We start from the raw sequence: 26,568 nt of genomic DNA on the forward strand, positions 1-26,568 counted from the left end.
TGAGTTTGCCTTGCGTCCGGGAGGGCAGCGCGCATGAGGAAGTGGCCATAAGGTCAGGCCAAATGGTCAGGATGGTGCGTTTCGTGTTACTTGAGTAAACTAATGTGGGTGAGTCCAGCTGACATTACGCTCAAGCGATAGGAATGGTTTCCATGGTTGCAAAAGTCGCCAAATTTGCAAAAGATTTTTTTGACGATACGCAGGGTGGCGCTTTCATCATCGCAGGTGTGGCTATGCCGGTCCTTCTGGGTTTTGCGGGATTGGCACTTGAATATGGATCGAGCCTTATAACAAGAGCCGAGAATCAACGAACATCCGATGCCGCTGCCTATGGTGCTGCGGTCGAGTACAAGAAAAATAGTTCAGAGACATCGGATAACAAAGTCAAAGTGGCAACATCTGTCGCGAAATCTGTCGCGGCTCTCAACGGTGTTACATCTGGCGTAACTGTCAGTTTTGATAACCCTGGGAACGCTGAATATGTCGAGGTGTCCATTTCTGAAGACAAGACACTCATCTTGCCACGTTTAATAGATGCCAGAACCAGCGTGACAATAAATACAAATTCAAAAGTATTTCTTGGAACTAAGATCACACCATGCATCCTAGCTCTGGGAAGCGGCGAAAAAGATGGATTCACCGCAAACGGAGGAGGTACGTATAATCTGAAGGGATGTGGTGTAGGATCGAATGGGTCAATCGCTGCCAACGGGCAAACCCTCGGTACAAAATGTGCTGCAGTAAGTTTCAAAAATCAAGCAGCCTGCAAAGACGAGATTAAAGTTAACCCCAAGATCCCGCTCGAAGACCCTTTTAAAGATTATTTTAACAGTAATATGTGTGATTACACAGGATCACTCCCTGAGGATTTAGCAACAGAATTACCACCAGAGAAGGGCGAAAAGGGCGGTGAAAAGGGTGAGAAGGGCAGTGGTGTTTTCAAACTCTACCCAGGAGTCTTGTGTGTGGACGGGTTTTCAAGCAAGTTTGAATCGATTTCTTCTGACTGGACTGGAAATGGCAACACCCTGGTGTTTACGGAGGGTGTGGATTTAGACATGAGGGGTGGCGAAAAAGTTCTGTCTGTCATGCCTCAGGAGATGGGTGGCTTTGCGGGGGTTGGACTCTACGCTCCAAAGTCAGACATAACCGTCAACGGAAATGCAGTACTTACTATTGATGGATTAGGTTGCACTGGAATTATTGCGAACTCTATTACGTTCGGTGGAAATGTCACACTGAACGTTGAATGCGACAATGAAGAACATGCCGTTTCTGTAGGTCCACCATATCTTGTTGAATGATGCCATGGCCGCAAATTGTGTTGGCTGTAACCTGCCGCTGAATTGTCATGCACGGCGTCGTTGTTGACATGCCCGTGCCAGAGCTGATGCAGGAATCCACAAAATCCTACGCTAAGAGGCGAGCACCCGTTTGCCGGAGTCTCGTAAGTTTCCTTTGGGATCGACGTATCGATAAAGCGTGACGGGCGTCACGCCCAGCTCCTTGCAGAGCTCGGCAACGGATGTATCACGGTTGGCCATGGCAGCCTGAGCCAGGCGCACTTGAGACTTTGAAAGCGCAAATTTTCGCCCTCCGGTTCTGCCGCGCGCTCTGGCGGACTGAAGCCCTGCCAAGGTGCGTTCGCGGATCAACTCGGTTTCGAACTCGGCAAGAGCTGCGAAGATACCAAATGAGAGGCGTCCTGCTGCAGTTGTTGTATCAATCTGCGCTCCCTGGCCCGTGAGTACCTTCAGACCAATACCGCGCTCGGAGAGCATGCTGACGGTTCTGACAAGGTGGTGGAGGCTGCGGCCCATGCGATCGAGTTTCCAGACAACCAAGACATCGCCGTCGCGTAATGCCTTGAGGCAGGCGTCCAGACCGGAGCGGTCATCTTTCTTGCCTGACGCACGATCCGAGTAGATCTGGTTCTCTTCGACACCGACTGCGAGCAAGGCATCCCGTTGCAGGTCGAGCGATTGGCTCCCATCCGCTTTTGATACCCGAGCGTACCCGATCAGCATGTTTCACAAACGATCGTTTGTGAAACATGCAGAAGGTTGGGCCTTTGGATCATCATCTTTGTACCTTAACTCATATCATAAACAAATATACGCAAAGGGTACTCTTTAAGCAAAGGAAACATGCAACGCAGAGTCCGCCTAACAACCTTTTCTTGCTAGCAACCCAAAGGCGGCGTAGGAATCTGGCGCTTTCGACAAAGAGGGGCCAAGCTTGGTCATAGCCATCTGCCAGACCAGTCCGTCTGCGAAGCTCCTCACGAGAAGCGTCCTTTGCGAGGCGGATGGCGATAGCGTCCATGTGAGCCGGCTCGCTCTTGCAAATTCATTATGAAATTGACTGCCGTCTTCATACCACCCCTTTACTTGTACGTAATATTGTACATAAATTGGGGGATAAAGGAGACTGCAAATGGATGTAATGACCTACTCAGCCGCACGCGCTCAACTGAAGAGTGTCATGGATCGAGCGATTCACGACAAGCAAGAAGTTGTCGTGACGCGCAAAAAGGGTGAAGCCGTCGTGGTCATATCCTTGGACACTTGGAACGCTGTCAACGAGACGTTGCACCTCTTGTCCACACCGAAAAACGCATCCCGCTTGCATGCGGCGATCGCGCAACTCAATGCTGGAACTGGCGAAGAGCGTGGACTTACCGAGTGAAGCTGGTTTTTTCCGATCAGGCTTGTGAAGACTATCAGTACTGGGCCAACACCAATGACAAGGTGCGTGAGCGGATCAACGAACTGATCAAGCAGTGCAAGCGGACCCCCTTCAAAGGGACCGGCAAGCCGGAATCTTTGAAGGGCGATCTGACCGGCTGGTGGTCTCGGCGAATTTCTCAGGAAGATCGAATGGTCTACCGCGTTAGTGGGACTGGCGACGGCCAGAGCCTGGAGATTGCGCAACTGGGGTTTCATTACTGAACGCCTGGAACCGAGCGTAAGAGCAGACCTGACCGTACTCAGCATCCAGTTCGGTGCCTGAAGATCGCAACAGCCAACTCATGCTTGAATTGCTCTCTAAGATACGCGATTGAGAAAAGGCTTCGAGAAAGGATGCCGGTCGGGTTGTCTGGAAAGTTTCGAGGGAACCATTTGAACGACGGGCAACGCCTGAGGCTGTGACGGACTGCACGCCCCCCAGATGCAGTCCGTCCATAGCCTTTCCCCAGTCCCGAACAGGAGATGAGCTATGAAATTTCTCAAGCGGCTTGAGCTCTATGTCTCTGCCATCTTCACACTGGGCCGCATCAAGGGATTATCCAAGGAAACCCGTGCCAGGGTTGATCGCTTGGATCAGGACATGCGCAATCTTTCAGAGAGTCTCCGCCAACATGATACGTTGGCTGAAGACCTGGTCAAAGATTATGGGCGCGAAAAAGCCATTCTGGAGCGCATCACCCAATCCAATACGGCGTTGCTCGCCCGTATGTGTAGTGATCTGTCTCGCAGACTTGATGACGTCGCAAACAATAAAAGGGTTGTGCCGGATATCGCTCCTGCCGAGTTTGATCTCCCGACAACCGATGGCTTCGATCTATTCAAGGACACCTTTTATCATCGGTTTGAGAACCGCTACCGCGGCGCACCCGAAGAGATTACCAGACGTCTGAAGGTCTACCTGCCGGATGTTGAGGCTGCTTGGATCCAGACCGAGAAAAAACCTGTTCTGGATCTTGGCTGCGGGCGTGGCGAATGGTTGGGCCTCCTCGATGAAAACGGGATCAAGGGATTTGGGGTGGACCTCAGCCCTGTACAGATCGAAGAGGCTCTTGAGTATGGTCTTGATGTCATTCAGGGCAACGCTCTGCAAATGCTGGCCGATCAGGAAGATAACAGCCTCTCTGTCATCTCCGCACATCATCTCATCGAGCACTTGCCGTTTGATGCGGTCGCCTGGATCACGCGCGAGGCACTGCGTGTCTTGGCTCCGGGCGGTCTCTTGCTCTTCGAGACGCCAAATACCCGAAATGTGCTTGTAGGAGCCACGACCTTCCATACCGATCCAACACACCTCAAACCGATGCCTGAGCAAGTCATGGAGGTCCTCCTTGAGACCGCCGGCTTCAATCCGATAAACATACATGGCCTCAACCCCCATGAACGCTTCGGCGAATTCCTGTCCAAGTCTGACTTCAATGACGAGTTGGCCTTCTTGATGTTTGGCCCACAGGATCTGGCAATCCTTGGAACGAAACCGATCGGAGACTGACCAGTGCGTGTTGGCGTCCTCAGAACTCAAGTGCCCTTTGTATCAGGTGGAGCAGAGAGGCATGCAGCGAACCTTGTTGCAGCTCTGAATGCTCGTGGACATGAGGCCACTGAGATCACGCTCCCCTTCAAATGGTATCCAGGTGAAGTGCTCGCTGATCACATTCTGGCAGCGAAAATGATCGATGTCTCCGAGGTTGAAGGTGTACCCATTGATTTGGCGATCGGGTTGAAATTCCCGGCTTGGCTGGCACAGCACCCCAACAAGGTTTTCTGGGTGCTGCACCAGCACCGTCAAGCCTACGATCAATGGGAGCTGGGCACATCTGAGTTGCTGGACATCCCGCAAGGTGAGGCGCTCCGGTCACTCATTCGCGAAGAGGATCAATCCGCCTTCGCAGCCAGCCCTCATCCAATCTACGCCAATTCCGACAATGTGGCTGGCCGGATGAAGAGACACCTCGGAGTAAAGGCACAGCCTCTCTACCATCCGCCGCCCAATGCGGAGGCTTTGCGGCAAGGGGAATATGGCGACTACCTCTTTGTACCAGGCCGCATCAATCCATCTAAACGGCTGGAATTAAGCCTGCAGGCACTGGCTCACTCCAAGGCACGTCTGGTCATTGCAGGCGTGGCCGAGAACCCCGCCTATCAAAACCGCCTTATGAAAATGGCGACCAATTTGGGTGTTGAAGGCCGCATTACATGGCTCGGCGCCGTGGATGACGCAACATTGATCCGCCATTACGCAGAGGCCCGCGGCGTCGTCTTTGTCCCTCAAGATGAGGATTATGGCTACATCACTCTGGAAGCGATGCTATCGGCCAAGCCTGTCGTTACCGTGACCGACGCAGGTGGACCGCTGGAGTTCATCACAGACGGGACTGAGGGCTTTGTCACCGCTCCAGACCCAGTTGCGCTAGGAGCTGCGTTTGACCGTCTGATGGAGGATCCCGCAGAAACTGAGCGCATGGGGCTGGCTGGTCTTGCCCGGTACACTGATCTCAACATTTCCTGGGATCATGTGGTCGAGACACTGACCGGGAAAAAGTCTGGGCAGAAACTCGAACAGACACCTATACCGACACTGACGAAGATACTGACACAGACACAAAAACCAGAAGACCCAAAAGAGCCAGAAGAGACCGCTGCTCCTCTCTCCCAAGAGGAAGCAAAGCAGCAACTCTTCAATGCCGTAGCTCCGCCTCTACCGCCCAAGGGCATCCCGTTTGATAACATTGAGCAGGTGCTTCAAGCTTACGCTTTCGAAGAGCTTCCAGCAGCCTTGGGCCGCAAGGAGCCACCCATTGATACCGGTCTTGCAAGCTACCTCGATACGCACTGGACGCGGTTCATGACATCGCTGAACCAGCTGGAGGGCTTGGATGTATCCTGCGCTCTCGATGTGGGTGTTTTCCCTCCGCTGGTATTTCAAGCGCTGCTGGCCAATCGCTTCCCAGGCGTGGATATGCATGGTCTTTGGGAAGGCCCTGAGCCTTACCGCCAAACCGTTCGGGCACGTGACAAAAAGCTACCGAGCTTCGACATCACACTGAAAGCTGCCAATGGCGAGCGGGATCCCTGGCCATACGAGGACAACAGTTTTGATCTCGTAACCGGTATGGAAATTCTCGAGCACCTCGCTCTGGATCCTTATTTCTTTTACACAGAAGCGGCTCGTGTCCTCAAACCGGGCGGACACCTGTTGATAACCACTCCTAACGTCGTGAGCCATCGTGGTGTCTGGAAAGCGCTTAGCGGTATAGCGCCGTACTCCTTTGGCATCTTCGTGCCTTCGGGTGGGGTCTATGGCCGTCATAATCGCGAGTACGCCCCGCAGGAGCTTGCCTTGCTGGGAGAGGCCGCAGGGTTTGAAACCGTACGATTGCAAACAATCGATGTCTATGATCGCCACATAGAACAGGACGCGGCGCAAATACTGGTCGCTCGCCATGACGATCTGTCACTGCGCGGTGAGAACATTCAGTATCTGGCTCGCAAGGCTGGCGAACCAAAGGGTGTTCCCGAAATCCTTTACCATGGCGATCCCACGCGTATGCATGGAGTTCTCGCTGTTGCGTCTCGAGCGGATGCAACGGGGCTGACAAAAATCGACGTGCAGAACACTTCTTCTGGCTTCTGGCCCATCGCCGGTGAGCGAGCGACCTGTCTTCTGGCCGAATGGATTGATGGGACAGGGGTGCTGCGCCACCAGCACTTGATGCAGCCTTTGAACAGTCCCATTGGCCCCGGCGATACCGGGCAGATCACCCTGCGCCTTGATGAAAAAGAGGGGGGTGCAGGTAAGCTGCGCCTACACCTCTATCAGTCGGGAGTGGGAGTGTTCTCAGGACGGGGCCGAGCTGCTCCACTTGAACTCTCCTGTTCGGAGGAGGCCTTCCTGCGGATTGTCAGAAACACAGCGCTGCCGCGAGGTGCTCCTTGAAACCGCGCATTCACTGGGTCTCGCCACTACCGCCTGCAAAAACTGATATCGCTCACTACACCCGCCGCATCCTGCCAGAGCTGGCCGCTGCCTCTGATCTGGTTCTCTGGACAGATACTCCTGAATGGGACCGGGAGCTCTACAACTTCTGTCCTGTCCGCCGACTGGATCCCGACCGCATCATGCCACGTGACTTTGCAAAAGCAGGTCGCCGCGATGGGACTCTGGGCCAGAGTCCCGAGGCAGTATTTGTCAATATCGGCAATGCCTGGCCCTTCCACGCGGGCTTCCTGCGGATGATCCAGCGCATACCCTCTGTAGTGGTCCTGCATGATCTGGCTATCCAGGAATTATGCTTCGACGCCATAAAAAATGGGTTATTTCCCCGAGAGACTTATGAAGCGACTATGGCTCGCTGGCATGGCGAGACAGGCCTGCACCGAGTGCAAGAGGTGTTCGCGGATCACCATAAGGTGGGCGAGCTTGCCAAAGAGATACCGGGCTTTGAGATGACACTATCCTCTGCCGTCTCCGTTCTGACCCATACAGCTATCGCCCGAGATGCAATCGGCGCCACGCAGACTGTACCCACGTACCTGCTGGATCTACCGTTCCGGCCATCCACCAAAAAGCCGCAGGTCATCCGGTCAGGTATCGGGCCACTGCGCTTTGTGCAGTTTGGATACAGCGGACCAAATCGCAGGTTGGAGCAGGTCCTCGAAGCCCTTGCACCTTTGAAAGGTGAGATCGACTTCCGCCTGGATATAATGGGGAGCGTCTGGGATCCCTCTTATGTACAGCGCCGCATAGACGCATTGAACCTCAACCAAAACGTAAAGCTCCATGGCTTTGTTGAAGAGAGCGATCTTGATCAAAAGCTGCGGGAGGCTCATCTCGTCTTCAATCTGCGCTATCCGACCATGGGCGAAGCATCAGGCAGTCAGCTGCGCATCTGGAACGCTGCGGCACCCTCTGTCGTCACCAACCTGGGGTGGTATGCAACCCTGCCCTCGAACACCGTATTCAAAATTGAGCAGGACGAAGAGATTCCTGCACTGCAAGCGCTCGTGCGCAGGCTTCATGCGGACCCATCGATAGGACGCGAAATAGGAGCTGCAGGGCGGGCGCGTCTTGAGGAGAAGCATACGCCAAGTCACTACGTCAAAGCGGTGACAAATGTTGCTGCGCGCTTTTCCTCAGATGCTGCCTCTGCAATGCGTGCATGGCGTTTGAAGGATGCACCGCCCCTACCTGGCATCAGATAAAGCGAGATATCAAACCGGCCTAGTATCGAAAGCTTGATCATCATGCATGCAAGCATGATTACAGGCTTTCATTAAAGCATTATAATTAGATGGGACTAGGTCAACAACGTGGCCCTATGGAATATCCATGGCTTCATGCAAAATGCGAATGATGAGGATGTGATCGTCTGTCTGCTCAAAAATGATCGAGCGGCGATTTACTCGGGCTTTGAACATTCCAGCCCTACCAACGTCCATAGACTGAATACTCGCCTCACTCTTGACGATTTCTTGTATCTTTGCCCGAGTGTCTTTGGTGTATTTCTTCGCTTTTTCTGCACCCCAAGTCTGCGCGGTGTAGTCGGTTATGTCTTCCAAATCAGCACTGGCTCGGCGCGCGTATTTTACAGATTTCATCAACAGGTTGCTGCATCTTCTGCGCGCCGATCAAGGGCGTCCCAATCGATTTCATCGACGAAACCACTTGCACAACCTTCCTCAATCGCGTCGTTCAGGCGTTGAAGCGCGGTCTGCTGTTGTTCGAACAGACGCAGCGCATCGCGTACGACCTCACTGACTGTGCCGTAACGCCCCGTCTGTATCTGCTGCAAGATCAATCGATCGAAATGATCGCCCAATATGACTGTTGTCGCTTTCGCCATCACGTCCTCCAGATATGATATGATCGTATGTTGAAGGGCGCTGGGAGATCAAGCGCGCCTTGATTGCACATCGCCCTCCCCGTAAATCGCATAATCGGTACAAAACATATGTGCGAAGATGTCATTCATGTTCATGATTTGTTCTGAGCGCTGAGATGATCCTCCAAGGTTTCTTCCCGAACACGACACAGGGGGCCTTTTCGGCCCCCCTACCCTTTTGCGGCGCCCAAACCTCAAGCGTCTTTTGGCAGCTCAGCCTTCAGTGCATTCGCATAAGCATTGCGGGCTGTCTGCATGATAGCCTGTTGCTGCTGCAGCCGAGCAATCTCTTGGTCTACGACACGCAAGTTGGCCACATGGTCCTTAGCCGTGTCCGTGAGGTCTTCCACTGCATATTCTTTCTCGTCGATGGTGATGGTTTGTCCGTCGGCCATTGTCGATCTCCTTCTATTATAGGGTGGCGATAACTGGTTTATTTGTCGAAATCAAAGATGAGTTTTTCGTCATCCGAAAACATAGCGTCAAAGTTATTTGCTGGTTTCTCCACGGTTTGCTGAGCGTGGTAGGTTGCCAGAAATTCCGCGCGTTTGGTCAGTTCTCCCAACTGGTGGCTTGAGAACATCTGAGCGTAGGCCAGCGATAATGGGCCACCGCGCAGGGCATGCAGCGTTTCAGCATCCAGATCGTTCAGCGCTTGTTCACTGATGCGGTGCAGGCCATTTACCGTAAGTGGCTCCTGCCCTTCGCCACGCTCCAATATCAGAGGCCAGTCTTCAATGACCCCCGCGTCTGCAAGCTTCTGCGTTGAAGCGGTCGTGATCTGGCGGTTTTTCTCACATTCCTGCAAGAACCCCACTGTTTCAGCTACGGGCTTGGCGAGGCTGCCGTCAATCTCAAACAGCGGCTTGGCTTCAGGGTCTTCCGTGAGGTGACCATCGGCGATACACACCAATTGCTTACCTTCTTGGTTGTCCACCAGTTGAAACGGGTAGCTGCGCAGGGCTGCCGGTATGTAGCTGCCTAGCCAGCTACCTTCCGGGTGCAGATAGAGGTTGCCCTGTCCCAAGCCAGTAATCGCCACCGGCTGGTAGTGATCGTTGTCTTTGACGAACCCTAGCATGAAGTGCGGCAGGAACTTACCAATCTCTGCGAGGAACACCGGCACTGCCTGCTCATTCTTAGCAAATTGGTAGCCGTCACGTGGCCAGTAGAGTGACTGGGCGTGATCGGTTTTCGAGAGGGCTGTCCATTGGGTCATGATGCATCCAAATCGTCAGTGAGTTTGCTGCAATGATACCAGCAGAACATCGGCAGGCTGAGACGAAAAACCCCCGACCGAAGCCGGGGGTTTTGTTTGTTTTCAAATATCTGCAGTCAGTTTATCGCTGACTTAGACTGTTTGGTAAATGTCGCCAGCGTTCAAGACAGCGCCGTTGAACACGCCAACCAGGGAGACTTCGTCAGCCTGAATGCCAGCATCCAAAGCTGCATCAGCACCCTCGTTAACGTGGTACGCGTAGGTATTTGTACCATCATTGAGGAACACCAAAGCCTGGTCAGTGGTAGCGGCTGTTGTGAACTTTTCACTAAGGTAAGCGGCTACATTGGTGAGCGTTGCTGCAGTGAAGTCTGCGGAAACAAGCGCTTGAGTACCACCTGTAGTAAGCGAACCCGCCGCTCCGGCCGTTTGTGTCACAACGATGGTTGCATCATCTGTCAAAGCAACTTGTCCGCCTGCTCCAGTGATTGCGACTTCACTACCGTCAACTTCGTCGTTCGATACGTTGACGAGGTCTTCGGTTGTTGTCGCAGTTGCGGCATCGAAGTTTGTGATCGTGCTTTTACCGGTTAGATTGGCGATGTTGAACACGTCGTTTGCACTATCGGAACCAAAGTCGATTGTGTCGGTACCAGCAGAGTTGGTGATCGTGTCGATACCAGTACCACCAACGATCGCATCTGAGGCAGTAGAGCCAGTGATGGTGTTCGCCGCTGTTGCGGAGCCAGTAATGGCAAGACCATTAGTATTGGCAAGCCCTGCATCAATGGTAACTGCACCAGTAGCTGCCGAAGCATTGATCGTGCTGTTAGAAGCAAAAGCAACGTTGCCGGTTGTGATACTGATAGTACCTGCACCCGAAGCCGTAACGCCTGTGAGCGCGGTTGCACTGGTAAGAGCGCTTACAGTCAGGTTGTCAACCGCGACAAGCTCCAGTTTTTCAACATTGGCAAGAACCGGAGTAGTCAGAGCAATGGTGTTGGTAGCCGCAAGACCATCATCAGCCGTGATCTTCACAGTATCGATTTGGCCAACGGTAGCAGCGCCTTTGACGGCGATATCAAGCGTCGAATCCTGTTGAACAGTGATCGCACCGGCTTGTGTGGCCGAGACGTCGTTCAGATCAACAGCAGCGCTGTCAACAACGATGCTGGTGATGCCTGCGATGTTGTCGAGATCGATGGTGTCGTTAGTCTGCACCTCAAGTGTTTCGAAGCCCGTAAACTTCGCACCGGAAGCCGCTGTGCTAAGCGCATTACCATTGCCGACCACGAGAGTGTCCGTGCCTGCGCCTGCATCGATCGCAGCAGTGTTCGCCGCGACATAAGCAGTATTGCTTGCCGTGATCACGTCGTTGCCTGTACCACCAGTGAACTTCGTATCAACCTCTGTATCCAGTGTCAGCGTCACGCCGCCAGTGTTAGCCGAAGCATCTACGGTATCGAAACCTGCATCCAGTGTGCCGAGAGAGAACGCACCAGCGCCATTAATGGTCAAAGTGCCGTCGACTGCGGTTGTGTCAATAGATGTGGCAGTCAGGTTTGCGGAGCCACCGACAGTGACGGCCTTAGCAGCCGCAACATCAATGCTACCTGCAGTATTGGCGGTACCGGACGTAGCAATAGAAGCACTAGTCAAGCCTGCGCCTGTTACGTTCACGGCACCCGATGTCCCACCAGCGTAGGCAAGATTAGCGGTAGTTGCAGCAGCAGCATATCCGGCTGTGATTACGCCCGTAAGATTGGCACCGGAACCGACAGTCACGGTCGCATTGTTGGCAAGGTTTGAGAGACCAGTCGTGCCAGTATTAGTACCCGTAAGCCCAACGTTGGTCAGCCCAGTTGCATTAAGCGTCAAATTCTCGTTCGCTGTTGCCCGAACATTTACAACTTCAATGTTGGAAACCAATGCGCCGCTCAGTACATCGGCTGCACCAGCAACGGTTGTGACGTTGAGTGTGTCTACGCCTGCGCCACCATTGACGGCATCGCCGGCAGTCAGTGTCGCGCCATTCGTACCAACAACACCGTTAAACGTGTCGTTGTTTGTGGTCCCCGTTAAGTTTTCGACACTTGTAGTGAGCGTAAGGTTGCTGCCTGCGTTGGCATTGCCCGAGATAAACGTATCGGTCGTAGCTTTGGCAGTCGTCACCGAGGCTGCAGTGCCGTCAACGTTATCCAGGATGGAGGTTGCCGAGTCGAACGCAGCTTGGTTGTTGACTACAACCTTACCGTCAACTTCTGCAGCAATCGGATTGTTCGAAAGGCCGATGCCCGCTGCAACAGCGCTTTCAGCCCAGTCGAGACCGACGTCGATTTTGTTGGTCACAGTGGTCTTGTCATCATTGCCACCTGCGACATCCTGCGCGCCTTCGAGGATCGCGAGAATGATTTCACCGACGGGCGTGCTGCCCGACGAAAGTTGCGCGCTCCAGAAAGCCTGACCTTCGGCATCCGGCGTACGACCAAACAAGTTGGTGTAGATGCTCGTGATGAAAGTGTCTGCCGACGCAACGTCGGGAGCGTCAAAGAAGGGATACTTTGCTTTGGTTTCCGCTGCGGTCGAAAAGTCGCTCGCGACCTGAACCAGCGAACGGCCAGCCTGCACTTGGTCGACCCAGAACTGGAGACCTGCCGGATCCGGCGCGCGGTCGTAGTACGCGATATAGATGGCGGTGATTTGTTGCTGAACTGTAAGATCAGCGCTTGCATTAATGGGCATCTGTAGTTCCCTTTCGGATTAATTGACGCTCGTGGTCCTATTTCGCCCGCCACATCCCATGAGCACTGCTCAAAGCGACGCAACGAAGCTAAGACATCCATCGACCCTACATGGGGACTCCGGATCCTCTACAATGATCTACCGATTTGGAGGCGGTGGTGCAAGGAAAGATATACAGCAAATTACATACCACCGCTGAATGAGCATAAGCATATGATTTACCTTACCTTTATTTCGCCCCCTCTGAGATCTGGTCAGAGACAGAGCGCGTCTCTCGACCCGTTTCTGGCCGAAATGTTGCAATAATGACGCGATCGCCCTCAAGTGCTGTGGTGACAAATTTTCTCGCAGCATCAAAAAGCAGGGCTTAACCAAGAAAAATGGTACTACAGCAGACCATAGCTATGGGTCAGCCTTTAGAAACAAGGGTGAGGCGTTGCTTCATTTGCACTTGCCGTCAGCCCCCCACTAGACGAAGGGGTAATAAATCTACTATACACTTGGCTAGGCTTGCCGGAGCCAAGACAAACGTCAGGAAGCGTCATGATCTCATCACAGCGAAAACTAAGCTCAGAAGAGTCAAAGGAGCACCGACTCGCTCTTGGCTTTTGGCTGCGTGAGCTGCGTGAAGAGCGGGGCCTTTCCCAGCGTGACCTCTCCGAGATGCTTGGTTTGGATTACTACACATTCATCTCTCAGCTAGAGAACGGGCGTGGCAAGATTCCCTCCAGCCGGTACCGGGAGTGGGCTCAAGCGCTTGGTCAGGACTCCAAGACATTTGTACGCAAGCTCTTGATGCACTATGATCCTACATCATACGAAATCCTGTTCTCGGACGATATGGACGAGACGTATTGACGCTGGCTGATTGGGTCCAATGGCAAAAATTGTCTCTCTTAACAAGACCCTAAACCGGACGCGTGGACACGCTCTGGATAACTTGGTCGATGACGGAGACTTGTTAGAGTTTCCGGGCTCCAAAGCTGTTCAGCCTCAAGCACTACACCCGGAACTTCCCAAAGAACAAACTCAACCGGCGCAGCAAAAATCCATCTTTGCATCTGACTGGACCAACCAAGAACTTGCCGACCTTTACCGGGCTCACTCCCTGATTCAGTCAGCACAGCCGGGTTTGGAATGTGACCGAGGTGTCTCTGACGAAGGAGATCCGTGGTTCCTGATTGGCGATGATAAAGGCGATGTGCTGGTTCATATCTGCCGCATCAAGGGCGTCTATATCCTGGACAGCGTTGCGCTGTCGAAGCCTCTGAGAGGCGCAGATTTCAACGCTTTGATAGAGGACTTCCTGATCAGTGTGGTCGGGGAACATGCGCAGGATGACGAGGACTCTGAGCCTCTAGATGATCCCACAAATGTTATCCGGCTGGCCCGCGGTGGCAAGGTTTGCCTACATCCGTCGATGATGATTGCTGCGCTCGTCTGGACGCTCTTGATGAATGCCGATGAGCTGACGCTTCCAACCTCAAATGAGGCGAACCAAAAGGGTCTGGAACAAGGGCAGGACAGAGATCAGGATGTGGCTCTGTCAGACACACCTGCGCCCACGGACTTCCAGGCTGATCTGGTGACATCGGCGGAAGCTGACACAAGCATCGTTGATTTTTCCGATGACCTGAATATCCGAGAGATATCAGCGCAGAAAGACGACAAGAACCTATCCTTCTCCGCTTACTCACACGCTCTGACCACAATCGCCATCGCGGCTGGCTTTTACGCCAGCTCAGAAGCTGCGGATGTTTTCTGGAAATCCTTTACGGAATCGCCCACGGGCACCTCTGACCCATTGGGTGAGGCAAAGGAGAATGAACCGAGCGGCGAGCCAGTAACACTTGTCGACCACCTGTCAGACGCGCTGGCTCTATTGGGAAATGTGGTCGATCTCGTCATCTTGGAGAGCAATGACAACTATGCCGGGGAAAGCCACCTCGCGGGGGGTCAGGGCACCGATACCCTGAATCTGGTAGCCTTGAATATCGAAGAGATCATGGACGACAGAATGGGCCAACAGATGCTCATTGAAGCAAGTGATCTCTCCAATACTCTCGCAAAAGCCTCTCAGCCCCAAGAAGCCGATGTGCCAGTCGAGACGCCTCTCGAGCCAGAAAGTATCCTACAGGCTAACATAGCTCTGACCTTGTATGAGAACGTTTCTGAATTCCCGGGACAGGAGAAGACATCAAGTGCCTCGGTGAGTGCTTCCATTCAAGGCATCACTCAAGCCTATGCATCCCAAAAAACCGGTGTCAGCCACTATGACACGGTCTCTTTCCAGTCAGGCCTCGGTAAGTTCAATGGTGAACTTAAGAAATACTCCGCGATTTTCGAAAGCGTACCCCTTCCCGCAGAGGAAGAAGCCACAAGTGATACTGGGGATACTGGGGACAATGCCGCTAAGTCGTCTGACTTCAACATGTTCAACGATGCGGCTCGAAACTTCATCGACTCCAAGATTGCAAACTCCGAGTTGGAAATTCTTGTCTTTGAAAGAGAGATCATCTTTGTCGACAAGGCTGCCTTTGCCGGTAACAACACATCCGTTAGCTGGCAGCTAGAGGATGGCGGTGTTGTATCGATGATTGGCCTATCCAACGATATGGCTGAGTTCCTCGTCGCGTAACCACCCCCGCCCTCAGAAAGCCATCTCCCCGTTTTTTATTCAAAAGCAGTGGCTTACCATTTACAAAGAAATCGCATGAATGCATGCAACGAGGCATGCATCCTTACATGTTTTGCGCTTTGTATGCTTTCCACATCCTGAGAAAAAGCTGCTTCTTCGCGCCGTGAGTGAAGCCGAACTCGCGGCCTGCCTGCTCACTGAACTCAGCAAAAACCGTCTCCGGGATACGCACCTGAAGGGGGCGCAAAGGGGCCTTTTCATCTGGCCGAGGGTTGGTCTCGATCACATCCGGCACATCGTCTGCGGGGGGAGGTGTTCCCTTGCCGCTCTTCAGCTTCGAAAGATTGGTCGCCATCACACCACACTCCTGTCTTGTAGCTCTGCCATACGGTCAATCACACTCTGAGCAAGCTTTGACGCCCGTGCGTTGAGTGTGCTGAATGAGGTTTCGGTAATTGCCTTGCCCTGGTCAGAGGCCGAGCCATAGGCCGTGGAGACGCTGACTTCCCCCTCCAGCACCTTATACCCCGCCTCATCAATGTAATCCCGTGCCGCCATGCTCTCGCGCTCACTGCCAGTGGTTTGGAACAGCGCAAAGGCGATCTTCCCTGAGACGATCCCTTTCTTGCGAAGGCTGTGCGCCAGAAGAACCCCTGGATGAAGATCGTCGAGGGTCTGGCCGGTCGGTATGACTACGAGGTCAGACGCCTTGGCAATTTCGATCGTCTGGTCTGACGCATTCGGCTTGCCATCGAGAATGAGCGCATCAAACCGGTCTGCGTCTTCAATTGCACTCTTTACGCGCGCAAAGCTCTGAACCTGAACTTCTGGGGTGACTCCGTTCTCCGCCCGGCGTCCGGCCCAATTCGTGCAGGTCTGCTGCTGCGTATCCAGATCGGCGATCTTCGTTAAGAACCCGCCAGCAACGAGCTCTCTTGCCATCATCCGCGCCAAAGTGGATTTCCCGACCCCTCCCTTCTGAGAGACCATCCCCACGATATACGTCATACATACGCTCCAGTGCTGCCTGCCTGCTTTTTGATCATGCTAGCATCAAATCACTGATTGCGCCAAGGGTGCATTCACCAAAGCATGCAAGCATTGTTGGCGCCATAGGTGCAATAGTGCAATAATGCTTATGTGATTGCATGCTTTTAAGTCGACATGATTTGCTGAATGCATGCAAAGCGCATTAGCGCTTCTTGATATATCACATAAGATGGCCACCTTCAGAGGGTGAATACAGAGCCGATTGGCGTCACTTTCAGCGCCGCATTCAGCAGCCTTCTCCGGCCACAATCCGCCGCCAAAACCACACGAATAATCAATGAAAGAAGGGCTACTTCACAAGTGCGACATATCACTCTACAAGGCCCGAAGATGGTAAGCCGTGAACGGCTGTGATACGGTAGCGTGAAAGTCATACGTTTAGGCTCTGGAGGCCGGCAATATTATGCGCAAGAAAACTTCGCTCGACGCCGCATATGGTCGATTCCGGTCCACCTTCATTGCGACCATAGTCTTCAGTTTCTTCACCAACTTGCTGATGTTTGTTGGCCCTCTCTACATGCTGCAGATCTACGATCGGGTGCTGTCCAGCCGCAACGAAATGACCTTGGTGATGATCTCGGTGATCGCCATTGCTTTGCTCATAAGCTACGGCCTTCTGGAGTTCACACGTTCACGTCTGCTGGTTCGAGCCGGGATGCAGTTCGATGAGGTGCTCGCAAACCCCGTCTTCCACCGCGTCGTCAAACAGCAAACAGCCATGCCCGGCGGCAATGCTCAGATTGCTCTGAGTGACATTGATAAAGTCCGGGAGTTCATGACGGGGCAGGGGATCCTGGCGTTCTTCGATGCGCCTTGGGTTCCACTGTTCCTTGCCCTCTGCTTCGCATTCCATCCGTGGCTCGGAATCGTGGCAACCATTGGTGCAGCCATCATTTTCGCACTGGCGATCACCAATGAGTTCGCGACGCGGAATGTCTTGCAGGACGCCAGCAAAGCGGCTCAGGGTGCCAATCACTTTGTAAGCACGACCATGCAGAACGCCGAGGTCATTCGCGCCCTTGGTATGGAGAAGCAACTGACCCAGCGCTGGCTGAATCAGCATGACGACATGCTGGTACATCAAGCCAAGGCAAGCGATCGCGCTGGCTCAATCATGGCCACATCGAAGTTCATTCGAATGAGTCTGCAGGTCGCCATCCTGGGCACCGGTGCCTACCTTGCAATCCAGCAATTGATCTCACCGGGCATCATGATCGCTGCATCCATCGTGATGGGACGCGCCTTGGCTCCCGTTGAGCAGGCTGTGGGCCAATGGAAGCAGTTCGTGGGTGCACGCTCATCCCACAAGCGCCTGAAGCAGCTGTTTGACAACGTGGCAGATCAAGAAGAGCGCACCGAGCTTCCTGAGCCAAAAGGCAATCTGAAGGTTGAGCAGCTCTTCGCCACCGTTCCAGGAACACGTGACACGCTGCTCAGAGGCATCAACTTTTCGATCGAAGCCGGAGAAGTGCTCGCGATCATCGGGCCAAGCGGGTCCGGCAAGTCCTCTCTGGTCAGGCATCTCGTTGGCGCAATGTCGCCAGCCTCCGGTGCTGTGCGGTTGGACGGGACAGAAATGCATCACTGGGATCCCGACCAGCTTGGACGGTTCATTGGCTATCTGCCGCAGGACGTGAAGCTCTTCGGCGGCTCTGTTGCCGAAAACATTTCACGCTTCGAGGAAGAGCCAACGGATACCGACATCGTTGAGGCCTCAACGATGTCTGGAGCCCACGAAATGGTTCAAACGCTTGCCAACGGCTATGAGACCAATGTCGGGGACGGAGGCATGTTCCTCTCCGGAGGTCAGCGCCAGCGCGTCGGCCTTGCACGTGCGGTTTACCGCTCGCCCAGCCTGGTCATTCTGGATGAGCCAAACTCCAACCTGGATAGTGCTGGCGAGAAAGCCCTCATGTCTTGCATTCAGCACCTCAAAGCCATGGGCAAGACAGTGGTTCTCGTTACACACAAGACCAACTTGCTGGCTCTGACAGACAAGACACTGATGCTGATGAACGGAACCGTTGAAAAGTTTGGCCCAACCAAGGATTTCTTCCAGACCCCGCAGGCCGCAGACAAAGCGCAAGGTAGCGAGCAGGCCCCCAAGAAGGCCACCGGGGGCTCATCTGGAGTCGTGCAGCTGTCGCCCTCCGGGCAATCCGGGCAGCCCAAGTAAGACAAGATCGACAAAGAAAAGCAAACAAGCCAAGCCTGCCTGTTTGCAAACGCCCATGACACAGAACATGGGAGCCAACACAACTGATAGTAGGACGTGCCACTGATGGCCAAGAAACCAAGTCCAAGACCGATTGCGATCATGGGATATGCAATCGTGATCCTCACGTTTGGCGTCTTTGGAAGCTGGGCCTCTGTTGCCAAGCTTGACAGTGCTGTCTTTGCCCCAGGAACCATTGCCCTGGAAGGCAACCGCAAGGTCGTACAGCACTTTGAAGGCGGCATCGTTCAAGAGATCTTCGTGGATGAAGCTGACGTCGTTAAGGAAGGCGATGTCCTGCTGCGCTTGAGTGGTGTCGAGGCGCGCTCCAATCTGCATGTTGTCGATACGCGCTTGGATGTGGCCAAGATTGTCGAAGCCCGTCTTCTGGCAGAACGCCAACTGGCTGACACGCTTGAAATACCCGATCTGAACGTCGGAACATCTTCGACTATAGTGGAGTCGACGATCGCAGACCAAAGAGTCCTGTTTCAAGATCGCCGGGCCATTTTGAAATCAAGGACAGACATCCTTGAAAGCCGCATTGAACAGCTCGGGGAGCAAGTCCAGGGCCTTGAGATGCAAAAGTCAGCGCTAACGCGCCGTGTGGCCAATTTCACAACCATGATCGACCGGATGACCGGCGGTGTCGAAAAAGGCTTGATCCAGAAGAATGTCATGTCTCAGCAACAAGACGAAATGATCCAGATTGAGGCATCCCTCGGACAGATCATTTCCGAGATTGCTCAAGCGAAGAATGTGATCAACGAAACAGAGTTCGAAAAGCTGCAGGTTGGTCAAGAGTACAAACAGCGCGCGAATACAGAGCTGGAAGAAATCCGTGCTCAGATCTCAGAACTCGAACAGCGCAAGAAGGTCGCGATTGATGTCCTGAACCGAACCGAAATTCGGTCACCGGGCTCTGGCTCCATTCAGAACCTGAAGGTGCACACCATTGGCTCCGTGATCCGCCCAGGCGACATCCTCATGGAGCTGGTCCCCAAGAATGAAAACCTGATCATCAATGCACGCGTGTCACCACGCGACATCGACAGCATTTCACCGGGACTGGAAACAGAGGTTCGGTTTACCGCTTTCAAGACAAACCTGACCCCCATCATGCTGGGCCATGTCAGATCCGTCTCCAATGACATCATCACCCCTGAAAACCCGCAAGACCCACCCTATTACCTTGCCCGTATCGACGTGAACGACAAAGACATCCCTGAAAATATCCAGGGCCGCCTCTCAGCCGGCATGCCAGCTGATGTCATCATCACGACAGGGGAGCGGACAGTGGTGAATTACATGGCATCGCCGCTGATTGATGCCGTTCGTAAAAGCCTGATCGAAGAGTAAGGCAAGGGGTTCCAGCTCCTATCGGAGTTCATAGAAGCTGAAAAAGGGCACATGGCTCTCTTTTGTAAAACCGCTCGAGCTTGAACAGGATCTGGTGAGGCCTCGCCTCACACCCTGCCTTCCAAGCCTTGATACAGGAACAAGATGGCATGCTGTTCAGCAAGTTACGTCGAACCAAACCTCTGTTTTCCGCACAGGACCGCAGAAATCTTCGTTGGTTCTGGGACAACTATCTGAAGAGCAAGTCTCCTTGGCTTCTGGTTGTTCTGGGCACCGTGCTGATCCAAGGCTTTGTCTATCAGCAGTTCCTCGCTCTGACAGAGAGTGGTCTGCGGGTGATCTTTGAAAGCGGCAGCGCTTGGGAACTCGCCCGTGTTTGCGCTATCGTCTTCATGCTGTTCTCGGTACGCGGTGTGATGTCCTACCTCACCCCGCGATTGTCGGTCTGGCTCGCCAGCAACGCCGTTCTGCAGATGCGCGAGGACATGATCGATCACCTGTTGCGCTTGGACCTGTCCTACTTCGAGCGAACCAAGTCCGGCGAAATCATCTTGCGGATGGTCAACCAGGCACAGGATCTGAGCCTCTTCGTTGGTCAGGCCACGGTGAACGCTCTCAGAGACGCAGTGACCGTGATCATGGTTGCGGGCTACCTCATCTATCTCTCACCCCAGCTTTTCGTGGCGGCCGTGCTTGTCATTCCAGGCATCATCTTCCTGATGCTCATGGTTTCGGAACGCATCAAGATGATCCAGGCAAACGCCGAGAACGCCATGGGCAACTACATGACCGGGATCGAAGAGATGACGGGCGGGATGCGCACCGTGAAAATCTCCAGCCAGGAACCAAGCGAACGCTCACGCATGCGGAAGGCGACCCAGGAGATCCGGAACCTCTCAATCCGGTTGCAGGCCGCAGAGGCCATGGTTCTGCCTTCTATCGATCTATCCTCCGCAGTGGCTTATGTGCTCGTCATCGGGGGGGGTGGCTACATGGCGCTCAGCCCCGCCTATGATCTTGATGGCGCCGGGGTGATCACCTTCCTGCTCGGACTGGTCCTCCTGTTTGATCCAGCCCGGCTCGTGGCTCAGTTTTTCACGAAGCTGCAGGCGAACCTCATTCTACTTGAAGGTGTTCACTCTCTTTTCCGGGAGATCCCAAAAATTACCAATGCCCCTGATGCGGTAGAGGAGTTTGATACCAAGGGTGACATTGTTCTGAAGGATGTCGCATTCGGGTACTCAGAGGATGCACCGCTTTTTGACGGCATCAACATGACCTTCAAGGGTGGCAAGACCACAGCCATCGTTGGCTCTACAGGGTCAGGCAAAACCACCATTCTGAGCCTCGTGGCAAGGCTCTACAATGTCGATAGCGGGCAGATTACGATCAGCGATCAGCCCATTGAAAAGCTCAAGATCAGATCCCTGCGCCAGTCTTTTTCCATGGTCGCCCAAGACATCGTCATCTTCAACAATTCCATCTGGGAAAACATCCGGTATGTCCGCCCAGATGCCTCCGATGAAGCGATCTGGGACGCAGCAGAACAGGCCGCCATTGCAGATCTGATCCGGCAGCGCGGCGATGCGCCGGTCGGTCCGAAAGGCGCCCAGCTCTCTGGCGGTCAAAAGCAGAGAATAGCCATCGCACGGGCCTTTCTGAGATCCGCGCCGATCCTGATGCTGGATGAAGCAACCTCCGCGCTGGATCAGCGTACCGAACAGCGTATCCGGGATACCTTGGCAAAGCTCGGGGAAGACAAGACGACGATCGTTGTCACCCATCGCCTGAGCTCAGTATCCAATGCCGACTGGATCTATGTCATGGAAAGCGGCCAGGTCGTCGAAGAGGGCACACACGGGGATCTCATGAAAGCCGATGGTCTCTATGCCTCGATGTATGCAGCCCAAAAGCAAGGCTACGGCTGAGAGGCCTGCGAGGCTTTTCACACGCCCATTGTTCCAAATGTGCCAACTGTGCCAAGTCGCAACAGCTTTACTCTATGTCCTGCAGCACACGGCACAGGTTATTGACTGCGCTCTCTGGTTTTGCCTAAGTTTTGCCTAGATTTTCGAAGTTTTCAAAGCGAAGATCCAGGGGAGGGTGACATGGGAAATCTGAGGGCCGCGCCATTTTTCGCGGCGCTTGCCATGATTGCCAGTCTGACTGCCTGTGGCTTCACGCCCGTCTATGGTCCAGACATGCAGATGGATCAAAAGCTGTCCGACATCGAAATCGCACCTCCTGTGAACCGCGTAGGGTTTCTTTTCGTTCGCAATCTAGAGGAACGCATCGGATACAATCCAAACGCTGGAAAGCTCCTTGAGTACGACATCCTGGTCTTTGAGGATGGTCTGGAAGTGATTGGTGCGGCGCGTTCACAGGTGGTCGGAAAAGTAACCTATAAGGTAACCTCGCAGACTGATGGCGAGGTCATCACGACTGGGTTCGTGGAGAGCTTCACCGCATACACTCCCTCCGCTCAAGGATTTAAAGCCCATCAGCGCGACGCGAATGAACGTTTGATGCAGACCTTGGCTGACAGAACCATCACCGATCTCACACTCCGACTGTCCCGCTAGTGATCACTGGAGTGATTTAGGTGGTTCACTCGTGCTCACGAGTGGCCACGAGTGACAACGAGTAGTCCGACTAGTTGGCTACTCGTCAGAACTAGTCAGAACTCGTGAGCACTCTCTTTGAACTCCGGAATCCTTGTCAGCGGGCGCTTATGGTTGAGGGTCAGTCAGGCGCAAACGGCCCAAAATCAGCAATCAGGGAGTTCTGCAGGAGTCCCACTCTGATTTTCACTCCCTAGGGGCAAACATTGCCCGAAGCCTCGCATAATGACCTGACCCACCCTCAACCACAAAACGGCATGATGAAGCTGCTTATCACGGTTAGAGCAAATGTGATCGAGGGCAGACCGCATAATCAAGCCCAGCGTTTCTTCGACACCTGATGATCGCCAAGAGCCCAAGCCTGCGGGCGGACGGTATCCCAGAGAGCTATGCATCCTGACGGTATTGTAGTGGCGACATTGTAGTGGCGGCGCCGCTTTTCCAAGTGGCAAAGCAGTCACGCTGGACGTTTATAGTAGAGGCATGCGCTTGACCTAGTGGCATCACACTGCAAGCGTTTCAGCTTATTATTGCGCGGTGGCTCCGCCGGAGCGGCTCAGTAAGTTTAACAAACATGGAGAACCACAATGAAGAAGATCTATCTTGCAGCCATCGCCGCCGCGACCATCGCAGCCGCACCTGTCAGCGCCGGCAATACGACCGCACCTGTCATGGAGCCCGCGGTGATCGAAGCCGAGACCGCCAGCTCGTCAGCCAACCAGCCTGAGATAGTGGCGCTGTCACTGACCGCGCTGGTTTTCATCACAGCTTTGCTCAGCACCCACTGATCCAGTCAGCTCTGGTTAGCCAACTCTAGCCCGCAGCTTACGGAACACGGCAGAGTGGCTCAGGCGCGTTAGCGTCTGGGCGCTGATAATCCAAGCAGCACTTCTGGCTCTATGGATCTTCATTGCTTGGATCATCATGATGGACAGGCGAGATGACAAGTGGCCGCCATGAGCTAAACCACTGAGCTGAGAACCAATACCCTCTCCTGTCATAGCAGGGGAGGGGACTACACCGCTCTTTGGTGACATGACACACGCACTACAATGCGTCCGAGGTGAGCCAACCACCGACGTGTCATGTCTCTTGAGCGCGGGTGCTTCGTCAAGAACTAAACCGAGGGGGATAGCTGCTCCCGGCCCGCGCTCAACCTCACACTCCCATACACCAAACATAGAAAACCCCTCCCCAGGATGCATGCCAGGTAGGGGTTCTATGCACGACTGCAACGTGTGCTGGCCTCTGTCTTTTGGGAAAACCGGAGAACCTCAACCTTAACTTGGATCGATCGTTATCTGAGGCACCCTCAACCCTAACGCTGCCGTTGGGTGTCTCGGATGCAGTCCTCAGAGTCCGTCACTTGAGTTCACTCCGACATCAGGGAGTGAACTATGCGTCACTACCTTTTGCCTGGCTCACGCGCAGGAGCTTATGCGAAGAGTCTGAAGCGGCAGCGTTGCGGCATTCTGATCTGCGTGGTATATAATGTTTATTATATACTTGGAGGCCAACATGCAAACGCTCAAAGTCACCACCGTGGGTGCGTCGTCCGGAGTGATCCTGACCAAGGAGGTCATGGCTCATCTGAAGATCAAGAAGGGTGACATCCTCTATCTCACAGAAGCAGCTGACGGCGGGTATCGCTTGACCCCCTATAACCCAGAATTTGCGCGGCAAATGTCGCTCGCTGAGGATATAATGCACGATGACCGTGAAGTCCTGCGTGCCCTGGCAAAGTGAGTAATCCATCCGACCCACCGCCTGGGAAAGACTGGCGCTGGATCGACCCAATCGTCATCAACGCTGTTCATGATAGACAACTGGCGGAACATGGTGGCTCCGAAGGAGTTCGCGATGCTGGCGGTATCGACAGTGCTCTTGCTCGCCCCCTCAATCTCGTGAACTATGGCACACCCGATGCGGCTGATCTGGCCGCCGCCTATGCCTACAGCCTTGCGAAGAACCATGGCTTTGTGGACAGCAACAAGCGCACCGCCTGGGTCGCGGCACGCCTGTTCTTGGCGGACAACGGATACCGTCTCAGCTTCGATCCAGTCGACGCAGTCCGTATCATGGAAGATGTCTCTGGTGGGTTTGTGACAGAAACCGAACTTGCCGCTTGGTTTCGCGACCGAGTGTCATGACACCAATGCCTTGGCTCAGGCATTGAACTACCCGCTTGGTTCCTTTTGCTCCCATCTGTGCATCCGCTTGTGGGGATTGTTTGGTTTCAAGGTGTGTTTGCCTTGCAATACTTATTGGTACATAATGGCATTGCTGAGAATTGAAGGAGTGCCTGTTGATGCCCCGAAACACATCCGTGACCCTCGGAAACCATTTTGCGGACTTCATCAGTGAGCAAGTGCAGACTGGCCGTTATGGTTCGGCAAGCGATGTTGTGCGGGCAGGGCTCAGGTTGCTCGAAGAGCACGAGACCATGGTCAGGGCTTTGCAGGACGCATTGGTTGCTGGGGAACAGTCAGGGACACCGCGCCCTTTTGACAATGAAGCCTTCCTGAACCGTATGCACGCGAAGCACGCTGCCAAGCATGACGGGTAAATCCTACGGGCTTTCGCCACGGGCAGAGGCCGGCAGTATGGGCTGCCATGGATCATGTTGCGTGGACTTCATGCGGTGTGGATGTGGTGACCTGCTGAACTGCCCCCCGCATTCAAGCCCATAAAGGCCCCTCGCAAGAGGGCGCCGATGCTCAAGCCCCCACTGGCGCTCTTTGGTTCAACAAGGTGATCAGCTCGAGCCTTGATCCATTGAGAAAGTCTTGGGGTAGGGTGGTCCGAATCCGAAGGGGCGTGATTGGACGCGGCCGAGGGGTTCTTTTGCTTGGTTCCCTATCTCTGTCTCTGATGCTCTCTGACCCTGGTTCTGACGTTGATCATTCGATGCAGAGCTGTGCAAGGCTGTGAGGAGAGGCCGTGAGAGTCTCTGCAAGGGGCCTCTGGTTGCTGGAGCGGTGCTTTGCCCGAGAGGGGGTGCCAAAGCCCCAAGATGACACTCTACGGGCCGCATATGGCCTCTAAGTGACTGGTTGGCTTTGGAAGTTGACACAGTTTCGATCCATTTTAGCTTCGAAGAGCATTGTGCGAGATTGTTATGAAAATTTCCATCTATCACCGCGTTGGCAAGATCAGACGGCTCAGCGCCAAGCTCTATCCAAAAGTGATTGTCAGCATAGATTTCAATGCAGAAGAAATGAACGTGCTGGTGCGCGAAAATCTTGGGAGGTATACGCTCGTTAAGTGCGTGCCTTTCTATGCCAGGGCTGACCGCGATCCGAGCATTCATCACATGCGAATAAAGGATCTGATGAAGGGAAGATTTGAGTACCTGGCCGAGAACGAATTAGAAGCCCAGAGCTTTGAAGCCGAGCTGCGGGAAGAGCTCAAGTATCTGCAAAGTTTGCTTGAGCATGGCGGGTGATCTGCGACTCTGGCTCTTTGCGAGTCTCCGCCCTGTTCTCCTGTTCTTGGTTCTGTTCTTGGTTGGGTCGCCCCAGAGGGACAGTCGAGCGCTGGCTCCTACTGGCTCCATGCCCAGAGATTAGAGTCAGATGCCTGCTCTGATCCTGTCTCGGATGGGGGCATAGACTCTCGTTGGCTCTCGTCTTGTTGGTGTTCTATTCTGATTACTACATGACCCACCCCATTCCCTTTGGCTGCGGGCTGCGCTGCGCTGCGCCCGTCACCCCCTTGCCAGGGAATGGGGTGGGTCATGTAGGTAGGTATTAGATAGGTTTGTATTGGTGTATGAAGAGATAGATATCATCTTCTATGACTCTAATATGAATCTACTATCTAACACCAATATCTATGACAGCTAAGTAGATGTTATATATAGAGTATATATAGTATGTATTTCGGGTGTAAAATCCGGAACCAAAATAGTAAGGAACAAGGAACTTGTTGTTCCAATCCGAGCGACCTGTCAACCCATTATTTTGGATCATACCTCAAAAAATTCAATGAATTTGATCGAGCGCTGTATTTTTGCACCATCTATAGCTGGCGTAAAGTTCGACTAAGTTGAATAGAGTGTGGTTAATCTCTCATAGAGCGGCGTAATAGTCTGTC

At 53.7% G+C, this 26,568-nt stretch carries 25 protein-coding genes; 17 read left to right on the top strand and 8 right to left on the bottom strand.

Features of this window, described 5'->3' with window-relative positions; genetic code table 11:
- The first annotated feature begins 152 nt into the window (after nt 1-152).
- Complete coding sequence (locus tag V8352_RS16980) at nt 153-1,304, top strand: TadE/TadG family type IV pilus assembly protein (protein WP_336425494.1); 1,152 nt, start codon at nt 153-155, stop codon at nt 1,302-1,304.
- Between the two features lie 111 nt (nt 1,305-1,415).
- Here the strand turns inward: V8352_RS16980 and V8352_RS16985 are convergent, their stop codons facing one another.
- A complete protein-coding gene (locus V8352_RS16985) occupies nt 1,416-2,027 on the bottom strand; it encodes a recombinase family protein (protein ID WP_336425495.1) in 612 nt (203 codons plus the stop codon).
- Nucleotides 2,028-2,436: 409 nt separating this feature from the next.
- On the opposite strand from V8352_RS16985, the gene V8352_RS16990 reads away from it, so the two are divergent.
- The 5 genes from V8352_RS16990 to V8352_RS17010 all read left to right on the top strand — a co-directional run bounded on the left by V8352_RS16990 (nt 2,437) and on the right by V8352_RS17010 (nt 7,949).
- Nucleotides 2,437-2,688 carry a type II toxin-antitoxin system Phd/YefM family antitoxin gene (locus tag V8352_RS16990; protein WP_336425496.1) on the top strand — a complete coding sequence of 84 codons (252 nt, stop codon included), beginning with the start codon at nt 2,437-2,439 and terminating at the stop codon, nt 2,686-2,688.
- On the top strand, nt 2,685-2,951 hold the full coding sequence (locus V8352_RS16995; protein ID WP_336425497.1) for a Txe/YoeB family addiction module toxin: 267 nt from the start codon (nt 2,685-2,687) through the stop codon (nt 2,949-2,951). The genes V8352_RS16990 and V8352_RS16995 overlap by 4 nt, the downstream gene beginning before the upstream one ends.
- A 268-nt stretch (nt 2,952-3,219) precedes the next feature.
- The gene (locus V8352_RS17000) at nt 3,220-4,239 is read left to right on the top strand and encodes a class I SAM-dependent methyltransferase (RefSeq protein ID WP_336425498.1); all 1,020 of its coding nucleotides are present in this window, start codon (nt 3,220-3,222) and stop codon (nt 4,237-4,239) included.
- Nucleotides 4,240-4,416: 177 nt separating this feature from the next.
- The gene (locus V8352_RS17005) at nt 4,417-6,684 is read left to right on the top strand and encodes a glycosyltransferase (RefSeq protein WP_336425499.1); all 2,268 of its coding nucleotides are present in this window, start codon (nt 4,417-4,419) and stop codon (nt 6,682-6,684) included.
- Nucleotides 6,681-7,949, top strand: a complete 1,269-nt coding sequence (locus V8352_RS17010) for a glycosyltransferase family protein (protein WP_336425500.1) — start codon at nt 6,681-6,683, stop codon at nt 7,947-7,949. Before V8352_RS17005 ends, V8352_RS17010 begins: the two co-directional genes overlap by 4 nt.
- A gap of 114 nt (nt 7,950-8,063) precedes the next feature.
- Here V8352_RS17010 and V8352_RS17015 read toward each other — a convergent pair whose 3' ends face one another.
- From V8352_RS17015 to V8352_RS17035, 5 genes are all read right to left on the bottom strand, one after another.
- A complete protein-coding gene (locus V8352_RS17015) occupies nt 8,064-8,345 on the bottom strand; it encodes a type II toxin-antitoxin system RelE/ParE family toxin (RefSeq protein WP_336425501.1) in 282 nt (93 codons plus the stop codon).
- The gene (locus V8352_RS17020; RefSeq protein ID WP_336425502.1) at nt 8,345-8,590 is read right to left on the bottom strand and encodes a type II toxin-antitoxin system ParD family antitoxin; all 246 of its coding nucleotides are present in this window, start codon (nt 8,588-8,590) and stop codon (nt 8,345-8,347) included. Before V8352_RS17020 ends, V8352_RS17015 begins: the two co-directional genes overlap by 1 nt.
- A 233-nt stretch (nt 8,591-8,823) precedes the next feature.
- Nucleotides 8,824-9,024 (bottom strand): hypothetical protein, encoded by a 201-nt coding sequence (locus tag V8352_RS17025; protein WP_336425503.1) that lies wholly within the window; start codon nt 9,022-9,024, stop codon nt 8,824-8,826.
- A 38-nt stretch (nt 9,025-9,062) separates the two neighbouring features.
- Nucleotides 9,063-9,848, bottom strand: coding sequence for a SapC family protein (locus V8352_RS17030; RefSeq protein WP_336425504.1), 786 nt, complete (start codon nt 9,846-9,848; stop codon nt 9,063-9,065).
- Between the two features lie 132 nt (nt 9,849-9,980).
- A complete protein-coding gene (locus V8352_RS17035) occupies nt 9,981-12,590 on the bottom strand; it encodes a DUF4214 domain-containing protein (RefSeq protein ID WP_336425505.1) in 2,610 nt (869 codons plus the stop codon).
- 543 nt (nt 12,591-13,133) lie between these two features.
- Between V8352_RS17035 and V8352_RS17040 the strand changes: the two genes are divergently transcribed.
- Together V8352_RS17040 and V8352_RS17045 are read left to right on the top strand one after the other, a co-directional pair.
- On the top strand, nt 13,134-13,448 hold the full coding sequence (locus V8352_RS17040) for a helix-turn-helix domain-containing protein (RefSeq protein ID WP_336425506.1): 315 nt from the start codon (nt 13,134-13,136) through the stop codon (nt 13,446-13,448).
- Nucleotides 13,449-13,467: 19 nt separating this feature from the next.
- Nucleotides 13,468-15,228 carry a hypothetical protein gene (locus V8352_RS17045; RefSeq protein WP_336425507.1) on the top strand — a complete coding sequence of 587 codons (1,761 nt, stop codon included), beginning with the start codon at nt 13,468-13,470 and terminating at the stop codon, nt 15,226-15,228.
- A gap of 103 nt (nt 15,229-15,331) precedes the next feature.
- Here V8352_RS17045 and V8352_RS17050 read toward each other — a convergent pair whose 3' ends face one another.
- Nucleotides 15,332-15,583: a hypothetical protein gene (locus tag V8352_RS17050; RefSeq protein WP_336425508.1), complete on the bottom strand. Its 252-nt coding sequence runs from the start codon at nt 15,581-15,583 to the stop codon at nt 15,332-15,334.
- Nucleotides 15,583-16,236, bottom strand: coding sequence for a ParA family protein (locus V8352_RS17055; RefSeq protein ID WP_336425509.1), 654 nt, complete (start codon nt 16,234-16,236; stop codon nt 15,583-15,585). Before V8352_RS17055 ends, V8352_RS17050 begins: the two co-directional genes overlap by 1 nt.
- A gap of 445 nt (nt 16,237-16,681) precedes the next feature.
- On the opposite strand from V8352_RS17055, the gene V8352_RS17060 reads away from it, so the two are divergent.
- From V8352_RS17060 to V8352_RS17100, 9 genes are all read left to right on the top strand, one after another.
- A complete protein-coding gene (locus V8352_RS17060; RefSeq protein ID WP_336425510.1) occupies nt 16,682-18,454 on the top strand; it encodes a type I secretion system permease/ATPase in 1,773 nt (590 codons plus the stop codon).
- A 141-nt stretch (nt 18,455-18,595) separates the two neighbouring features.
- Nucleotides 18,596-19,852 carry an HlyD family type I secretion periplasmic adaptor subunit gene (locus V8352_RS17065; protein WP_336425511.1) on the top strand — a complete coding sequence of 419 codons (1,257 nt, stop codon included), beginning with the start codon at nt 18,596-18,598 and terminating at the stop codon, nt 19,850-19,852.
- A gap of 149 nt (nt 19,853-20,001) precedes the next feature.
- Nucleotides 20,002-21,780 (top strand): ABC transporter ATP-binding protein, encoded by a 1,779-nt coding sequence (locus V8352_RS17070; protein ID WP_336425512.1) that lies wholly within the window; start codon nt 20,002-20,004, stop codon nt 21,778-21,780.
- Nucleotides 21,781-21,960: 180 nt separating this feature from the next.
- Nucleotides 21,961-22,434: a hypothetical protein gene (locus V8352_RS17075; RefSeq protein WP_336425513.1), complete on the top strand. Its 474-nt coding sequence runs from the start codon at nt 21,961-21,963 to the stop codon at nt 22,432-22,434.
- A gap of 626 nt (nt 22,435-23,060) precedes the next feature.
- Complete coding sequence (locus tag V8352_RS17080; RefSeq protein WP_336425514.1) at nt 23,061-23,261, top strand: hypothetical protein; 201 nt, start codon at nt 23,061-23,063, stop codon at nt 23,259-23,261.
- A gap of 730 nt (nt 23,262-23,991) precedes the next feature.
- Entirely contained in the window at nt 23,992-24,219 is a 228-nt protein-coding gene (locus V8352_RS17085) for a transcriptional regulator (RefSeq protein ID WP_336425515.1), read from the top strand.
- Complete coding sequence (locus V8352_RS17090) at nt 24,216-24,623, top strand: type II toxin-antitoxin system death-on-curing family toxin (RefSeq protein WP_336425516.1); 408 nt, start codon at nt 24,216-24,218, stop codon at nt 24,621-24,623. Before V8352_RS17085 ends, V8352_RS17090 begins: the two co-directional genes overlap by 4 nt.
- Nucleotides 24,624-24,781: 158 nt before the next feature.
- Complete coding sequence (locus V8352_RS17095) at nt 24,782-25,039, top strand: type II toxin-antitoxin system ParD family antitoxin (protein WP_336425517.1); 258 nt, start codon at nt 24,782-24,784, stop codon at nt 25,037-25,039.
- A 552-nt stretch (nt 25,040-25,591) separates the two neighbouring features.
- Nucleotides 25,592-25,918 (top strand): hypothetical protein, encoded by a 327-nt coding sequence (locus V8352_RS17100; RefSeq protein WP_336425518.1) that lies wholly within the window; start codon nt 25,592-25,594, stop codon nt 25,916-25,918.
- Nucleotides 25,919-26,568 lie beyond the last annotated feature (650 nt).

It is taken from the genome of Roseovarius sp. D0-M9 (genome assembly GCF_037083805.1).
Taxonomy (GTDB): Bacteria; Pseudomonadota; Alphaproteobacteria; order Rhodobacterales; family Rhodobacteraceae; genus Roseovarius.